The 15839-nt window shown below is 62.0% G+C and carries 15 protein-coding genes; 9 read left to right on the top strand and 6 right to left on the bottom strand.

Going from position 1 to position 15839, the window contains the following annotated elements:
• Positions 1 to 158 precede the first annotated feature (158 nt).
• Entirely contained in the window at positions 159 to 1535 is a 1377-nt protein-coding gene (gene ffh / locus AOA62_RS18115; protein ID WP_017139724.1) for a signal recognition particle protein, read from the bottom strand.
• Positions 1536 to 1777: 242 nt separating this feature from the next.
• On the opposite strand from ffh, the gene AOA62_RS18110 reads away from it, so the two are divergent.
• The 3 genes from AOA62_RS18110 (at position 1778) to AOA62_RS18095 (ending at position 5532) form a co-directional block, all read left to right on the top strand.
• Positions 1778 to 2581 carry an inner membrane protein YpjD gene (locus AOA62_RS18110; protein ID WP_169985211.1) on the top strand — a complete coding sequence of 268 codons (804 nt, stop codon included), beginning with the start codon at positions 1778 to 1780 and terminating at the stop codon, positions 2579 to 2581.
• A 12-nt stretch (positions 2582 to 2593) separates the two neighbouring features.
• Positions 2594 to 3832: a transporter associated domain-containing protein gene (locus AOA62_RS18105; protein ID WP_099549349.1), complete on the top strand. Its 1239-nt coding sequence runs from the start codon at positions 2594 to 2596 to the stop codon at positions 3830 to 3832.
• A 389-nt stretch (positions 3833 to 4221) separates the two neighbouring features.
• Complete coding sequence (locus AOA62_RS18095; RefSeq protein ID WP_017139721.1) at positions 4222 to 5532, top strand: MFS transporter; 1311 nt, start codon at positions 4222 to 4224, stop codon at positions 5530 to 5532.
• 120 nt (positions 5533 to 5652) lie between these two features.
• Here the strand turns inward: AOA62_RS18095 and purT are convergent, their stop codons facing one another.
• The 5 genes from purT to AOA62_RS18070 all read right to left on the bottom strand — a co-directional run bounded on the left by purT (position 5653) and on the right by AOA62_RS18070 (position 8910).
• On the bottom strand, positions 5653 to 6834 hold the full coding sequence (purT, locus tag AOA62_RS18090) for a formate-dependent phosphoribosylglycinamide formyltransferase (RefSeq protein ID WP_017139720.1): 1182 nt from the start codon (positions 6832 to 6834) through the stop codon (positions 5653 to 5655).
• A gap of 69 nt (positions 6835 to 6903) precedes the next feature.
• Complete coding sequence (locus AOA62_RS18085) at positions 6904 to 7371, bottom strand: VUT family protein (RefSeq protein WP_099549347.1); 468 nt, start codon at positions 7369 to 7371, stop codon at positions 6904 to 6906.
• 164 nt (positions 7372 to 7535) lie between these two features.
• Complete coding sequence (locus AOA62_RS18080; RefSeq protein ID WP_017139718.1) at positions 7536 to 7751, bottom strand: DUF1289 domain-containing protein; 216 nt, start codon at positions 7749 to 7751, stop codon at positions 7536 to 7538.
• Positions 7748 to 8272: a gamma carbonic anhydrase family protein gene (locus AOA62_RS18075; protein ID WP_017139717.1), complete on the bottom strand. Its 525-nt coding sequence runs from the start codon at positions 8270 to 8272 to the stop codon at positions 7748 to 7750. Before AOA62_RS18075 ends, AOA62_RS18080 begins: the two co-directional genes overlap by 4 nt.
• Positions 8273 to 8307: 35 nt before the next feature.
• Positions 8308 to 8910 carry a CoA pyrophosphatase gene (locus AOA62_RS18070; RefSeq protein ID WP_017139716.1) on the bottom strand — a complete coding sequence of 201 codons (603 nt, stop codon included), beginning with the start codon at positions 8908 to 8910 and terminating at the stop codon, positions 8308 to 8310.
• 146 nt (positions 8911 to 9056) lie between these two features.
• On the opposite strand from AOA62_RS18070, the gene AOA62_RS18065 reads away from it, so the two are divergent.
• The 6 genes from AOA62_RS18065 to ptsP all read left to right on the top strand — a co-directional run bounded on the left by AOA62_RS18065 (position 9057) and on the right by ptsP (position 15835).
• On the top strand, positions 9057 to 9605 hold the full coding sequence (locus tag AOA62_RS18065; RefSeq protein ID WP_017139715.1) for an NUDIX hydrolase: 549 nt from the start codon (positions 9057 to 9059) through the stop codon (positions 9603 to 9605).
• A gap of 36 nt (positions 9606 to 9641) precedes the next feature.
• Complete coding sequence (locus AOA62_RS18060) at positions 9642 to 10145, top strand: murein L,D-transpeptidase family protein (protein WP_017139714.1); 504 nt, start codon at positions 9642 to 9644, stop codon at positions 10143 to 10145.
• A 271-nt stretch (positions 10146 to 10416) separates the two neighbouring features.
• On the top strand, positions 10417 to 11175 hold the full coding sequence (locus AOA62_RS18055; RefSeq protein WP_099549346.1) for a GntR family transcriptional regulator: 759 nt from the start codon (positions 10417 to 10419) through the stop codon (positions 11173 to 11175).
• A gap of 10 nt (positions 11176 to 11185) precedes the next feature.
• Entirely contained in the window at positions 11186 to 12292 is a 1107-nt protein-coding gene (nagA, locus tag AOA62_RS18050) for an N-acetylglucosamine-6-phosphate deacetylase (protein WP_099549345.1), read from the top strand.
• The gene (locus AOA62_RS18045) at positions 12285 to 13295 is read left to right on the top strand and encodes an SIS domain-containing protein (RefSeq protein WP_099549344.1); all 1011 of its coding nucleotides are present in this window, start codon (positions 12285 to 12287) and stop codon (positions 13293 to 13295) included. Before nagA ends, AOA62_RS18045 begins: the two co-directional genes overlap by 8 nt.
• A 29-nt stretch (positions 13296 to 13324) precedes the next feature.
• Positions 13325 to 15835, top strand: a complete 2511-nt coding sequence (gene ptsP / locus AOA62_RS18040) for a phosphoenolpyruvate--protein phosphotransferase (protein WP_099549343.1) — start codon at positions 13325 to 13327, stop codon at positions 15833 to 15835.
• Positions 15836 to 15839: the final 4 nt, after the last annotated feature.

Genomic DNA, 15839 nt, shown 5'->3' with positions numbered 1-15839 from the left:
TTGCAAATGTCTTTTTCTGGCGCCTATCAGCGTGCCACTCAGATCTGCTATAGAGCCGTCGGTTAAAACGGCGAGTCAGCTCCCGCTAACCGCGGGTTTGCTGGAGATCCCACGTCCCTGTGGGTCGGAGCGCAAGCAAGCTTGCGCTCGAATACTTTTTACATTTTCGGCATGCCGCCGCCGGGCAACATACCGCCCATGCCGCGCATCATCTTGGCCATCCCGCCTTTGGCGGAGAATTTCTTCATCATCTTCTGCATCTGCTTGTGCTGCTTGATCAAGCGACCGATGTCCTGCACCTGGGTGCCGGAGCCCATGGCGATCCGGCGTTTGCGCGAACCGCTGATCAGCTCAGGGTCACGGCGCTCGGCCGGGGTCATGGAGTTGATGATGGCTTCCATCTGCTTGAACTGCTTCTCTGCCGCGCCCTGGGCATTGCCCATTTGCGCCAGGTTCACACCGCCGATGTTCGGCAGCTTGTCCATCAAGCCACCGAGACCGCCCATGTTCTTCATCTGTTGCAGCTGGTCACGGAAGTCTTCGAGGTCGAAGCCCTTGCCCTTCTTCAGCTTTTTAGCAAGCTTGTCGGCTTTGTCTTTGTCGAGCGTGGCTTCGGCCTGCTCGATCAGGCTGAGCACGTCGCCCATGCCAAGGATGCGCGAGGCGATACGTTCAGGGTGGAACGGCTCGAGCGCATCGCTCTTCTCGCCCATACCGATGAATTTGATCGGCTTGCCGGTGATAGCACGTACCGACAGCGCGGCACCGCCACGGGCGTCACCGTCGACCTTGGTCAGGATCACGCCGGTGAGCGGCAGTGCATCGCCGAAAGCCTTGGCGGTGTTGGCCGCATCCTGGCCGGTCATGGCGTCGACCACGAACAGCGTCTCGACCGGGTTGATCGCGGCATGCAACGCCTTGATCTCGCCCATCATCTCTTCGTCGATGTGCAGGCGACCGGCGGTATCGACGATGACCACGTCGATGAATTTGAGCTTGGCTTCTTTAATAGCCGCGTTGGCAATGTCGACCGGCTTCTGGCTCAGGTCGGACGGGAAGAAGGTCACACCGACTTCGCCTGCGAGCATTTCCAGCTGCTTGATCGCGGCCGGACGGTAGACGTCAGCCGATACCACCATGACCGACTTCTTCTTGCGCTCTTTAAGGAAGCGCGCCAGCTTGCCGGCGGTGGTGGTTTTACCCGCGCCCTGCAGACCGGCCATCAGCACAACGGCCGGTGGCACGGCGCTGAGGTTCAAGTCTTCGTTGGCTGCGCCCATCAGGCTTTCGAGTTCGGCCTGGACGACCTTCACAAATGCCTGGCCCGGCGTCAGGCTGCGGGACACTTCGGTGCCCACTGCGCGCTCTTTGACCGAGTTGACGAAGTCCTTGACCACAGGCAAGGCCACGTCGGCTTCCAGCAACGCCATGCGCACTTCACGCAGGGTGTCTTTAATATTGTCCTCGGTCAGCTTGGCCTTGCCGGTGACATGGCGCAGCGTCTGCGAGAGACGGTCAGTCAAGTTTTCAAACATGCGCGATCCTTTCAGGCCCTATTCATCGAAATGCAGTGGTGACCGAGGTAATGGCAGCCCAGGCTGTGGTAAATCGCTATTAAAAACAGCGCTCAGCAAGCCTGCGGCGTGGGCAGGTCGCGGATTATAGCGAAGACTGCGCCGCTGCACACGCGCTGTCTGGCCCGGGAGTCTTTCGTGCAGCGCAGGTGTGTGCCAAACTCAGCGCCTTTCGGGCTTGTCTATCAGGATTTATGGTCCCCTTGTCACCCAGTTTGCTACCCAGCCTCGCCGCCGCCCTTTTATATGCCGCTGCGACTCTCTATCAGGGCACTCGTCTGGCCCAAGGCACTAAAGCGGACAAACGTCTGCTGGTGGGCCTGGGCGTCGTCGCCCTGCTGGCTCACGCCGCGAGCCTGTTCACCCACCTGATGACGCCGGTCGGCTTGGGCCTGGACTTTTTCAGCGCCGCCAGCCTGATCGCCGCTGCCGTTATCGCGCTGACCTTGCTGGCCTGCTACCGCATCCCGGTCGAAAACCTGTTGGTGCTGCTATTCCCGCTGGGAATGCTGACCGTGCTGCTGGCGCAATTCACGCCAACAGGCACCGTGCAGGTCATCGACGAAGAGCCGGGCATCCTGGCGCACATCCTGTTGTCGATCCTGGCCTACGGCATGTTCACCATCGCGGTGTTCCAGGCCTTGCTCCTGCTGCTGCAAGATCACCAACTTAAAAACAAGCACCCGTCCGGGCTGATCAAGAACTTCCCGCCGCTGCAAACCATGGAAAGCCTGCTGTTTGGTTTCCTCTGGGCCGGCTGGACGCTGCTGTCGCTGTCGCTGATCTCCGGCTGGCTGTTCGTCGAGAACCTGTTCGCCCAGCACCTGGTGCACAAAACCCTGCTGGCGTGCCTGGCCTGGGTGGTGTTCAGCGTGCTGTTGTGGGGGCGTAACCGTCTCGGCTGGCGCGGGCACAAGGCGATCCGCTGGACCCTGGCCGGTTTCTGCCTGCTGATGCTGGCCTACTTCGGCAGCAAGCTGGTTCGCGAATACATCCTGCATATCTGACGGGCAGCAATAATGGACAACTTGCCCCTTGGGCCGATGCTCGCGGTAATCGCCCTGCTGATCTTATGGGCGGCGCTGTTTACCGCCATCGAAGCCGCACAACAACACCTGCTGGCCATACGCCCTGGCACACGCCAAGGCGACAAGGCCGCCGCCCGCCTGAACTTCCCACGTAACAGCCTGATCCTGTGCAACAGCCTGTGTCGGGCGGCCGTGGTGATCCTGTGCACGTTACTGGCGATTTATGCCTGGGCGCAAAACGGCCCGTGGCTCGGCTGGCTGATCTCCTGCGCCATCCTGCTGATACTTGCCGACTATCTGCCCCGTGCGCTGGCCGTTCGTCACCCCCAAGCCGTGCTGGGTTTCGGTAATACGCTGCTGGGCGTCCCGCTGAAAATCCTTTATCCACTGGCCTGGCTGCTCAACGGCATCAGCCTGTTGCTGTTGCGCCCCTTCGCGCGCAAATCCGGCGTGGTAAAAAAGAGCGACGAGCCGCTGCCCGAGCATGACGACGAACCGGAGCCCGAGGCCAACGACAATCGCACGCCCGGCCTGCCAGGCATCCACGCCCTGGACAACATCACGGTCAACGACATCCTGGTGCCGCGCAGTGAAGTGGATGGCATCAACCTGGATGACTCGGTCGAAGCCATCATCGAGCAACTGCGCACGTCCCAGCGCACGCGCCTGCCGGTGTTTCACAGCGACATCAACCAGGTCCAAGCAGTGCTCAACACTCGCCAGATCCAGCACTTGCTGCCCGACGCCAGCCTGACCAAAGAAGCCTTGCTCGCCGCCTGCCACGAACCCTACTTCGTGCCGGAAAGCACGCCACTGCAATTGCAGCTGCTGAACTTCCATAAACAGCAACGGCGCCTGGGCATGGTGGTGGACGAATACGGCGAAGTGCTGGGCATCGTCACCCTGGAAGATATCCTCGAAGAAATCGTCGGCGAATTCGAAAGCGACCAGGCGGTGGATAACCCGCACATCGAAGCCCAAGCCGATGGCCGCTACATCATCGACGGCGCCGCCTCGATCCGCGAACTGAACAAAAGCCTGGGCTGGCACTTGCCCAGTGACGGCCCCAAGACCCTCAATGGCCTGGTTACCGAGGCGCTCGAGACTATTCCCGACTGCGCGGTGTGCCTGAAAATCGGCCGCTACCGCCTGGAAATCCTCGAGACCGAGGACAACCGCGTGAGCAAGGTGCTGATCTGGCATACCAGCCGCGTGCCGGTAGCTGCATAACTTCCCCTGACACCACTCGATCCAATGTGGGAGCTGGCTTGCCTGCGATGCAGGCACCTCGGTCATTCAGTTGAACCGAGGTGATGCCATCGCAGGCAAGCCAGCTCCCACACAAGCCAATCCCCACACAAGCCAGCTCCCACATTTAGATTATTTGCCTGCCAACGCCCCCTTGTTGGATCTACAAACCCCTTCCTATAATCGGCTCGGCTTACCCAAGCCCCGCCCGACCGCGTGCTACCCGCACTCAGCGCGTCCAGGCACCGCCTTACCGTGTCTGACCGGTGTTTGCTCCCATCCCGAGCCGCTCCGCTTACAACCCTGATCCATGGGTGTTCGACCAATAATAATCCGCGTCCAAACGCGCAATGACCGTCAGGGATACTGCCATGAGCACCACCTACAACGAGGCCGCACCCGCCGCCCCGCTCAACTCGACCGCACGGGTTGCCACTGCCAGCATCGTCGGCACTGCCATCGAGTTCTACGATTTCTATATCTACGCCACCGCTGCGGCACTGGTGATTGGCCCGGTGTTCTTCCCACAGACCTCCGGCACCGCGCAGATGCTGGCGTCGTTCCTGACCTTCGGTATCGCCTTTATTGCCCGCCCGCTGGGCTCGGCGCTGTTCGGCCACTTCGGCGACCGTATCGGGCGCAAATCTACCCTCGTCGCCTCGCTGCTGCTGATGGGCGTGTGTACCACCCTGATCGGCTTGCTGCCGGGCTATGACAGCATTGGCGCTTGGGCGCCGATCCTGCTGTGTGTACTGCGCTTCGGCCAGGGCCTGGGCCTTGGCGGCGAATGGGGCGGCGCGGCGCTGCTGGCCACCGAGAACGCCCCCAAGGGCAAGCGCGCCTGGTTCGGCATGTTCCCGCAACTGGGTCCGTCAATTGGTTTTCTGGCAGCCAATGGCCTGTTCCTGATCCTGGCCATGAGCCTCAACGACGAGCAGTTCCGCAGCTGGGGCTGGCGCATCCCGTTCATCCTCAGCGCAGCGCTGGTGATGGTCGGCCTGTATGCGCGGCTCAAGCTGCACGAAACGCCGGTATTCGCCAACGCCGTGGCCAAAGAGGCGCCGGTGAAAGTGCCGCTGGTAGAGCTGTTCAGCCAGCATTGGCTGCCGGTGCTGCTGGGCGCCGCGTCGATGGTGGTGTGCTATGCGCTGTTTTACATCACCACCGCATTTTCTTTGAGCTACGGGGTTTCGACCTTGGGCTACAGCCGTGAGATGTTCCTCGGTTTACTGTGCTTTGCGGTGCTGTTCATGGGGTTGGCCACGCCGCTGGCAGCCTTGGCCAGTGATCGCTACGGGCGCAAGCCGGTGCTGATCGTCGGCGCGGTGCTGGCGATTTTGTCGGGTTTCACCATGGAGCCGCTGCTGACCCACGGTTCAACCTGGGCGGTGGCGTTGTTCCTGGCGCTGGAACTGTTCCTGATGGGCATCACGTTTGCCCCGATGGGCGCAATGCTGCCGGAGCTGTTTCCGACCCGCGTGCGTTATACCGGCGCTTCGGCGGCGTATAACCTCGGCGGGATTGTCGGCGCGTCGGCCGCACCGTTTTTCGCAACCAAGCTGGTGGCGATGGGTGGGCTGAGTTATGTCGGCGGGTATGTGTCGGCGGCAGCGTTGCTCAGCTTGATTGCTGTGCTGTGCCTGAAAGAGACGCGGGATAATGATTTGAACAAGGTCGCCTGAAGCCAATCGTTCCCACGCTCCGCGTGGGAATGCCTCTTGTGACGCTCCGCGTCACGCTTTGGGACGCAGAGCGTCCCGGGCTGCATTCCCACGCAGAGCGTGGGAACGATCGGGTTGGGTTTACAGCTCTACAACAACAGCCTTCGAAGCACGGGTCGCTTTAGCTCGGGCAGCCTCAATCGACTCATCCCGCGCCAACGCCACGCCCATGCGGCGCTGGCCATTCACTTCCGGCTTGCCAAACAGACGCAACGCCGTGTCCGGTTCGCTCAAGGCAGCACCGAGGTTGGCGAACGCTGTCTGAGTCGACTGCCCTTCCACCAGGATCACCGCCGAAGCCGAAGGCCCGAACTGGCGGATCAACGGAATCGGCAAGCCCAGGATGGCGCGCGCGTGCAGCGCAAACTGCGACAGGTCCTGGGAAATCAGGGTCACCAGACCGGTGTCATGCGGGCGTGGCGACACTTCGCTGAACCACACCTGATCGCCCTTGATGAACAACTCAACGCCAAACAGACCGCGGCCACCCAGCGCCTCGGTCACGGCTTTGGCTACACGCTCGGATTCAGCCAGGGCAATCGGGCTCATGGCTTGCGGCTGCCAGGATTCCTGATAATCGCCCTTCTCCTGACGGTGCCCTACAGGCGCGCAGAAGGTGGTGCCACCGATGTGACGCACGGTCAGCAGGGTGATTTCGTAGTCGAAGTCGATAAAACCTTCGATGATCACGCGGCCTTTGCCGGCACGCCCGCCTTCCTGGGCGTAATCCCAGGCTTTTTGTACATCATCGGCGCTGCGCAGCAGGCTCTGGCCCTTGCCCGACGAACTCATCACCGGTTTGACCACACACGGGAAGCCCAGGTCTTGCACGGCCTTGCTGTAGTCTTCGAAGGTGTCGGCGAAGTGGTACGGCGAAGTCGGCAGGTCAAGCTCTTCAGCGGCCAGACGACGGATGCCTTCACGGTTCATGGTCAGCGACGTGGCACGCGCGGTCGGGATCACGGTAAAGCCTTCGGCTTCCAGTTCCACCAGCGTTGCAGTGGCGATGGCTTCGATTTCCGGCACGATGAAGTGCGGCTTTTCGGCCTCGATCACGGCACGCAGGGCGGCGCCGTCGAGCATGTTGATCACGTGGCTGCGGTGCGCAACCTGCATGGCCGGCGCGTTGGCGTAGCGATCCACGGCAATCACTTCAACGCCCAGGCGTTGCAGTTCGATTACCACTTCCTTGCCCAGCTCACCGCAGCCACACAGCAAAACGCGGGTCGCGGTTGGCGACAATGGAGTTCCGATTCGGGTCATCTCAGGTCCTCAGGGGAGCGGATCATGGGGAGAAAGGCCGGCATTTTACATGAACTGTAAAAAATGGCCTCAGTTGGCGACAGCCCGTTTGCGCATACGCCAGGCCATGATCAGCCACACCACCGTGACCCCGGCAAATTTGGACACCAGCGCGGTGCCGGCCACTGCCGGTGTGAGCGCGCCGATCAAGCCGAAGAAGATAAACGTATCGATGGGAATGCTCAGCGCCGAACTTATCCACAGGCGGTCGTGCAGCGGGCGCTTGGTGATGCTGAACACCAGCCAGTCGATGCACTCGGACACCGCAAACGCCGTGGCGCTGGCCAGCGCGATGGACGGGTCAGAGGTGATATACGACAGCACCAGCGCTGCCAGCATGGCGATGATTGCGCCATGGCCGAAGCGGGTTTGCACCATGTCACGCAGGATAAACACCAGGCCACCCCAGGCGGACCAGATGACATCCAGGTGCGGGGCGGTGGAGAAAGCGAAGTTGATCAGCACGACGCTGCTGATGTAGGCGATCAGGAAGAGCATGGGGGAGGACCTGTGGGCAAGGGGCACAGGGTACTTCACATTTTGAAATATGTCGTCTGGGCGGGCCTCATCGCAGGCAAGCCAGCTCCCACATTTGAAGGTATTCACAAATCAAGTGTGGGAGCTGGCTTGTCGGGCCGCCGCATCGCTGCGATAGCGGTCGCTCAGGTGCCAGATTTACCAGGCATCATCCACACCAACCCACTTGCCTTCGCCCGCTCATGGCACAACCCCAGCACCACCCGGCGCTCGGCATTGTCCATGCGGCTCCAGCGCGTAATCTCATCCACGGTGCGCTGGCAGCCGGTACAAATATCGTCATCGTCCAGCGCACAAATACTCACGCACGGCGAGGCGACGGGGCGTTCAACCGGGTTCATTCTTCCTGCTCAACCAGGTCACGCGCATACCGCTGCGCGTTATGCACATAGTGCGCGGCGCTGGCTTCGAGCATGCGCTTTTGCGCCTCGGTCAGCTCACGTACCACCTTGCCCGGCGACCCCATCACCAGCGAGCCATCGGGGATTTCCTTGCCTTCGCCAATCAGCGAGTTGGCGCCGATGATGCAATGCTTGCCGATCCTGGCACCGTTGAGGATCACCGCGTTGATGCCGATCAGGCTGTAGTCGTCAACGGTGCAGCCGTGCAGCATGGCGTTATGGCCAATGGTCACGCCGGTGCCCAGGGTCAGCGGGTAGCCCATGTCGGTGTGCATCACGCTGCCGTCCTGCACATTGCTGTTCTTGCCGATCAGGATCAGCTCATTATCGCCACGCAATACCGCGTTGAACCAGACGTTGGCGCCCTCTTCCAGCTTGACCTTGCCGACCAGCGTGGCATTCGGCGCCACCCAGCTGTGCGGGTGCGTCTCGACGCGGGCGTCGCCCAGGCGGTATTTCATGGTGTGTCCTCACGGCTGGCCATTCAAGCGATGGCTTAGATATTGATAAAGCTTTTAGGCGGCTGGTGCAGGCTGATCTGGGCGTCGTCATAGAGCAGGTTGATCAGCTCGACGATCATGATTGCCGTCAACCCCCAGATCTTGTATTCACCAAATCGGTAGCTGGGCACATACCAACTGCGGCCCTGGTAATCGATGCGGTGGGTGTGTTCGCGCGGATCCTGGCGGAAAAACTCCAGCGGTACGCTGAACACGGCGGCGATCTCGGCATCGTTGGCCAGGTATTCGACGTAATCGGGGATCACACCGACGTAAGGCGTTACACGAATTCCATGCAGGGAAATCAACGGGCTTAACGGGCCGACCACTTCCACCAGACCGGGCGGCAGACCGATTTCCTCTTCGGCTTCGCGCAGTGCGGTAAAAATCAGGTCCGGGTCTTCGGGGTCGCGCCGCCCGCCAGGAAACGCCACTTCGCCACCGTGGGTCGACAGACCGCTGGCGCGCAGGGTCAGGATCAGCTCGGGTTCGTCGCTGCGGGTGATCGGCACCAACACGGCGGCCTCGGGGAAACGCCCGTCAGTTTCCAAGGTGTGGGGGGTGTGATTGGTTACCCGGCGAAGTAGCTCGTCCAGCATGAGTCATCTCGGTCTGTTGGCTACCTTGTATCATGCACCAAAGCAGGCAGGCGCCCAACCCCAAAACCACCGGCGTGTCGCTAAACGACAACTTGCAGCGCCCTGCCCGCCACGCCAAGATAGACGCACTTTCCAGGAACCCCAGCATGAATTTCTGCAGCCAGTGCGGTAAACCGGTTACCCAACGCATTCCCGAAGGCGACGGCCGCCTGCGCTACGTGTGTGATCACTGCTCGACCATTCATTACCAGAACCCCAATATCGTCGCCGGCACCGTGCCGGTATGGGGCGATAAAGTGCTGCTGTGCCGCCGCGCCATCGAACCGCGCCTGGGTTACTGGACCCTGCCCGCAGGCTTTATGGAAAACGGCGAAACCGTAGAGCAGGCCGCCGCCCGCGAAACCCTGGAAGAAGCCTGCGCCCGCGTGCGCAACCTGAGCATCTATACCCTGATCGATGTACCGCACATCAGCCAGGTGCATATCTTCTACCGCGCCGAACTGGTCGACCTGGACTTCGCCGCAGGCCCCGAGAGCCTTGAAGTGAAGCTGTTTGATGAGGCCGACATCCCTTGGTCCGAGCTGGCTTTCCGCACGGTCGGGCGTACCTTAGAATGCTTCTTCGCTGACCGCAGGCAACAGCTGTTCCCGGTGCGCAGCGAGTCGGTGCCGCCAATGACGCGGCCGGCCAAATAACTCCAGGCAGCACCTTTTACAAGGGAAACCGTTTTAATGCGTTGGTTGCTCGCTCTGATCTGCCTGTCGTTCGCTAGCCTGTCTTCGGCCTCCACGGTGGAAACCCTCGGCGGCAAACCGGTCGAGAAAATCCTGGTGCTCAAGTCCGCCCATCAGTTGCAATTGATCAACGACGGCAAACCGCTCAAGAGCTACCGCATCTCGCTCGGTAAAAACCCCAAGGGCACCAAACTGATGGAAGGCGACCGCCGCACGCCAGAGGGCTTCTACTGGATCGACTGGCGCAAGACCAGCGACCGCTTCAACCTGGCCATGCACATCTCCTACCCCAATATCAGTGACTCGGCCCGCGCGCGCCGCGAAGGCGTGAAACCGGGCAGCATGATCATGATCCACGGCACGCCCGACACCGAGGAATACCCGGAACAGTGGTTTCACACCCTGGACTGGACCGACGGTTGCATCGGCATGCGCAACGTGGACATGCGCGAAGTCTGGAACCTGGTCAAAGACGGCACCCTGATCGAGATTCGTCCGTAATCGCCTACCGTTTGTAAAATAACTCAAAAATAATTAAAAAAAATCCCTGCCCATGGCAGCGCCTGCCGGTGAATACCAGTTCACTGCGCGGGCTGCGCAATTGTGCGTGCACTCAAGACCTCTCTAATACCACTTTATATCAGGCACCCTTAATGTGCGCTGAAACAGGCTACCGCACTGTTTTCGCTGCATTGACATGGTATTTAAGTGGTATTAATTTCCGGCCAATACCGGGCGACAACATTCCAATAACGCATCGGAAACCTGACAGATGAATCCCATACTGGCGCTGCGCCCCGACGACAAACAGTCCACGCCGCTGTACCTGCAATTGGCCCGCAAGCTCGAAGCGGCGATCCATGCCGGCGAGTGGAAATCCGAACAGGCGTTGCCGTCGGAACGTGTCCTGAGTGAGCAACTGAGCATTTCCCGCGTCACCGCGCGCAAAGCCCTGGAAGTGCTGTTTGCCCAAGGCTTGATTCGCCGTAGCCAAGGCTCGGGGACCTTTATCACCCCGCGTCTGGAGCAGCCGCTGTCGCGCCTGTCGGGGTTCAGCGAGATGTTGCGCCTCAAGGGCTTTGTGCCCACGTCCCAGTGGCTTGAGCGCGACATCACCCCGCCGACCCACGAAGAACTGATCCGCCTGGGCCTGTCGCCGACCGACAAAGTGGCGCGGCTCAAACGCCTGCGTAAGGCTGACGACACCGTAATGGCAATTGAAATGACCGCCATGCCCGCCTCCGTGCTGCCAAACCCGCAAGCCATCGGCAACTCGCTGTACGAATACCTGGAAAGCATTGGCAAACCGGTGGTGCGCGCGCTGCAACATATCCAGGCGATCAATGCCTCCGATGAGTTCGCCAAGCTGGTCGGCATCGCCCCCGGCACCGCCATGCTGCTGATGACCCGAGTCGGCTACACCGCCGACAACACGCCGATTGAAATCACCGACACCTACTGCCGCAACGACTACTACGACTTCGTCGCAGAGCTGCGCCGCAATGACTACTCCGCTGAACTGCGGGTTTAGAGAACTGCCCATGTCCGAAGACAACATCCTCACGCCCGGCGGCTGGATTCGCGGCCGCCTGGTGCACGAACACGGCAAGGTGGTCGCCATCGACGGCACGCCGTGCGACCCGAACGACAATGACCTGCCGTACCTGCTGCCAGGCTTTATTGACCTGCACGTTCACGGCGGTGGCGGCAAAGACATCATGGAAGGCACCGACGCCTTCGAGACCATCACCCGCACCCACGTGCGCTTTGGCACGACCTCGCTGCTGGCTACCACCATGACCGCACCGGTGGATGAAATTTCCCGCGTGCTCGGCGAACTCGGCACGTTCTGCGAGCAGCGTCCTACAGGCAGCGCCCGGGTTCTCGGCGTACACCTGGAAGGCCCCTACATCAATCCGGGAAAACTCGGCGCGCAGCCCAACTTTGCCCACACCGCATTGATGGCCGAAGTCGAAGCCTACCTGCGCCTGGCGCCGATCCGGGTGATCACCATTGCTCCGGAAATCGCCGGCCACGATGCCTTGATCCGCGCCCTCAGCGAACGCGGCGTGCGCATGCAAATCGGCCACACCCTGGGCAGCTACGAAGAAGGCGTCGCTGCCCTCGCCGCCGGCGCCACCAGCTTCACGCATTTGTATAACGCCATGAGCCCGCTGCATCACCGCGAACCGGGCATCGTCGGCGCCGCGTTGGCCCACGCCAAGTACGCAGAATTGATCCCGGATTTGCTGCACGTGCATCCCGGCGCCATACGCGTGGCGCTGCGCTCGATCCCGTGCCTGTACTGCGTCACCGACTCCACCGCCGCCGCCGGCATGCCCGACGGCGAATACAAGCTGGGCAGCCACACCGTCACCAAATGCCTGGGCGGCGTGCGCCTGGCCGACGGCACCCTGGCCGGCAGCACCCTGACCATGGACCAGGCGCTGCGCAACCTGGTGAAAATCGGCCTGCCGATCAGCGAAGCCTCACAACGCCTGTCGCAGTTTCCTGCGGACTATCTGGGCCTCGAAGAACGCGGGCGCCTGCAACCGGGCAGCTTTGCCGACTGCGTGCGCATGGACCGCTCCCTGACACTCACCGACGTAATGGTCGAAGGAGAAACCATTGACTTCAAAAATGCTTGAAGAGGCCCTGGCCTCCTGTGACGCCGTGGAGGCCCAACTGCAGCGCCTCAACCCGATACTGGAGGAAGTTGCCGGGCGCCTGCGCCGCCAGCCACCGCAAGTGGCGATGACCATCGCCCGTGGCAGTTCAGACCATGCCGCCAGTTACTTCGCCTACCTGGCCATGCAGCATGTGGGCATTCCGGTGGCGTCGTTGCCGATGTCGGTGGTGACCTTGCTGCAAGCGCCGTTAAAGGTCAGCGGCCAGGTGGCGTTCGGTTTCTCCCAGTCGGGGCAAAGCCCGGATTTGGTCAACAGCCTGCGCCTGCTGCGCAAACGCGGGGTTTTGAGCATTTCGATGGTCAACGCCGAAGACTCACCACTGGAAGCCGCGTGTGAATTCCATGTGCCACTGTGTGCCGGGCCGGAGCAGAGTGTCGCCGCGACCAAAAGCTTTATCGCCACTTTAAGCGCCAGCGCGCAGTTGATCGGCCACTGGAACCAGGACCTGTTGCTGCTGCAAGCCTGCCAGGCGTTGCCCGCCGGCCTGCGTGAAGCCGCCACCCAGGATTGGCGCGCAGCGGTCGAGGCCTTGTGCGCCAGTCAGCGGCTGATTGTCATCGGCCGCGGCGCCGGTTTTGCCATCGCCCAGGAAGCCGCACTCAAGCTCAAGGAGACGTCGGCGATCCAGGCCGAAGCCTTCAGCAGCGCCGAAGTGCGTCACGGACCGATGGCTTTGATCGACCAAGGCTACCCGTTGCTGGTGTTCGCCCCACGCGGTGCAGAGCAGGCCGGCTTGTTGAGCCTGGCCGCTGACATGCGCCAACGCGGCGCCCGCGTGCTGCTGGCCGCGCCGGACGATATCAGCGAGCGCGACCTGACCCTGAGCCGCGCCGAACACCCGAGCCTGGACCCGATCCTGGCGATCCAAAGCTTCTACGTGATGGCCGCAGGCCTGGCGGAGGCCCGGGGCATGGACCCGGACCAGCCGCGCCACCTGAGCAAAGTTACCCGCACTCACTGAGTCGCGTTTTCCTGATGAGTACCGTGCCCATGTCCTACAACAATAATGAATTGACCCTAAGCGCCCCACTCAGTGGCCCGGTGCTGAGCCTGGGCAACGTTCCCGATGAAGTGTTCGCCAGTGGCGCCATGGGCGACGGTATTGCCATCGACCCACTTAACGATTGCCTGCACGCGCCCTGTGACGGCGTGATCATCCACGTTGCGCGCACCGGGCATGCACTGACGATTCGTGCCGACAACGGCGCCGAAGTGTTGATGCATGTGGGCATCGACACCGTGGAATTGAACGGCGAAGGCTTTGCCCTGCTGGTGAAGGAAGGCGCACGGGTGAGCCAGGGCCAGGCACTGGTGCAGTTTGATCTGGATCGCATTGCGCGCCAGTGCAAAAGCCTGGTCAGCCTGATTATCCTGACTAATGGCGAGGGTTTTGAGCTACGGCCGGTTGCAGGAAAAACCGTCAAGGTGGGTGAGCCGTTGCTGCACATTGCCGCGCGTTCGGTAGCGCCGTTGCAGGCGGCTGTGGATAACTCTGTCACCGAAGTGCGCGCCAGCGTGCGCATTACCCACCGTGGCGGTTTGCATGCACGCCCCGCCGCGCTGGTGCGTAAGACCGCGCAAGGTTTCAGCAGCCATGCAGAGTTGCACTTCGCCGGTAAGTCGGCGCCGTGCGATAGCCTGATTGGCTTGATGGGGTTGGGCATTGGTGAAGGTGATGAAGTGCGCATCACCTGTCGCGGCAAGGATTGCGAGGCGGCGTTGCAGGCGCTGGTGGCCGCACTGTCGGTTGCTGTGAGTGAAGAACACCACGCGCCGGTAGTCGTGACACCGCGTCGGGCGAACACCGAAGCCGGTGTGTTGCAAGGCGTGTGCGCCGCGCCCGGCCTGGTCTGCGGGCCGCTGTTTCGCCTCACCGGTATCGAACTGCCGCAAGACACGGGCAACCACATCGCCGACGAACAACTGCAACGCCTGGACACCGCGCTGGAGCACGTGCGCGGAGAAATCCGCAGCACCCTGGCACAGGCACGCCAACGCAAGAACGTCGAAGAAGAAGACATCTTCGCCGCCCACCTTGCGCTGTTGGAAGACCCCACGCTGCTGGATGCCGCCACCCGTGCCATCGAGCAAGGCAGCGCCGCTACCCACGCCTGGCGCGATGCGATCCAGGCGCAATGCGCGGTGTTGCTGGCCCTGGGTAAACCGCTGTTTGCCGAGCGCGCCAACGACCTGCGCGATCTGCAACAGCGAGTACTGCGTGCGCTGTTGGGGGAAGTCTGGCACTTCGAATTGCCGGCCGGCGCGATTGTCAGCGCCCATGAACTGACCCCCTCCGACCTGCTGCAACTGAGCGCACAAAACGCCGTGGGTATCTGCATGGCCGAAGGCGGCGCTACGTCTCACGTCGCGATTTTGGCCCGAGGCAAAGGCTTGCCGTGCGTGGTCGCGCTGGGCGCCGAAGTGCTCGACGTGCCCCAAGGCCAACGCGTGGTGCTGGACGCGGCCAACGGTCGCCTGGAACTGGCACCCAGCGAGGCGCGCCACGCCGAAGTGCACCAGATTCGTGATGCGCAAAAGTTGCGCCGTCAGCAACAACAGGCCCAAGCCCAACAAGCGGCGCAAACCCGCGATGGCGTGAGCATTGAAGTGGCGGCGAATGTTGCCTCCAGCGCCGAGGCTAAAGTGGCGTTTGAGAACGGTGCCGATGGTGTGGGCTTGCTGCGCACCGAATTCCTGTTTGTCGACCGCCGCACCGCGCCGGATGAGCAGGAGCAACGCCAGGCCTACCAGGCCGTGCTGGATGCCATGGGCGACAAGTCGGTGATCATCCGCACCATCGACGTGGGCGGCGACAAACAGCTCGACTACCTGCCGTTGCCGGTTGAGGCCAACCCGGTGCTGGGCCTGCGCGGCATTCGCCTGGCGCAGGTGCGCCCGGACGTGCTCGACCAGCAACTGCGCGCGCTGCTGCAAGTGTCTCCGGTGGCGCGTTGCCGCATCCTGCTGCCGATGGTCAGCGAGGTGGATGAACTGCTGCAGATCCGCCAGCGCCTGGATGAACTCTGCGCGGAGCTGGAACTGACCCAGCGCCCGGAACTGGGCGTGATGATCGAAGTGCCCGCCGCCGCGCTGATGGCTGAGCAACTCGCCAAACACGCGGACTTTTTATCCATCGGCACCAATGACCTGTCCCAGTACACCCTGGCCATGGACCGCGACCACGCGGGCCTCGCCGCACGGGTGGATGCCTTGCACCCGGCTCTGCTGCGCTTGATCGCGCAAACCTGCGCCGGCGCCGCCAAGCATGGGCGTTGGGTGGGTGTGTGCGGCGCCCTGGCGTCCGACCCGCTGGCCACGCCGGTGCTGGTTGGCCTGGGTGTGAGTGAACTGTCGGTAAGCCCGCCGCAAATCGGAGAAATCAAGGACCGCGTTCGCCACCTGGACGCGGCGCAATGCCGGCAATTGAGCCAAGGCCTGCTCGACCTGAGCAGCGCCAAGGCCGTTCGCCAAGCCTGTCAACACCACTGGCCGCTGAGCTGAAAAC

This window comes from Pseudomonas sp. 2995-3, assembly GCF_002742565.1.
In the GTDB taxonomy this organism is placed as follows: Bacteria; Pseudomonadota; Gammaproteobacteria; order Pseudomonadales; family Pseudomonadaceae; genus Aquipseudomonas; species Aquipseudomonas edaphica.
The sequence above is the reverse complement of the archived record's forward strand: the minus strand, read 5'-3'. Positions and strand labels throughout refer to the sequence as shown.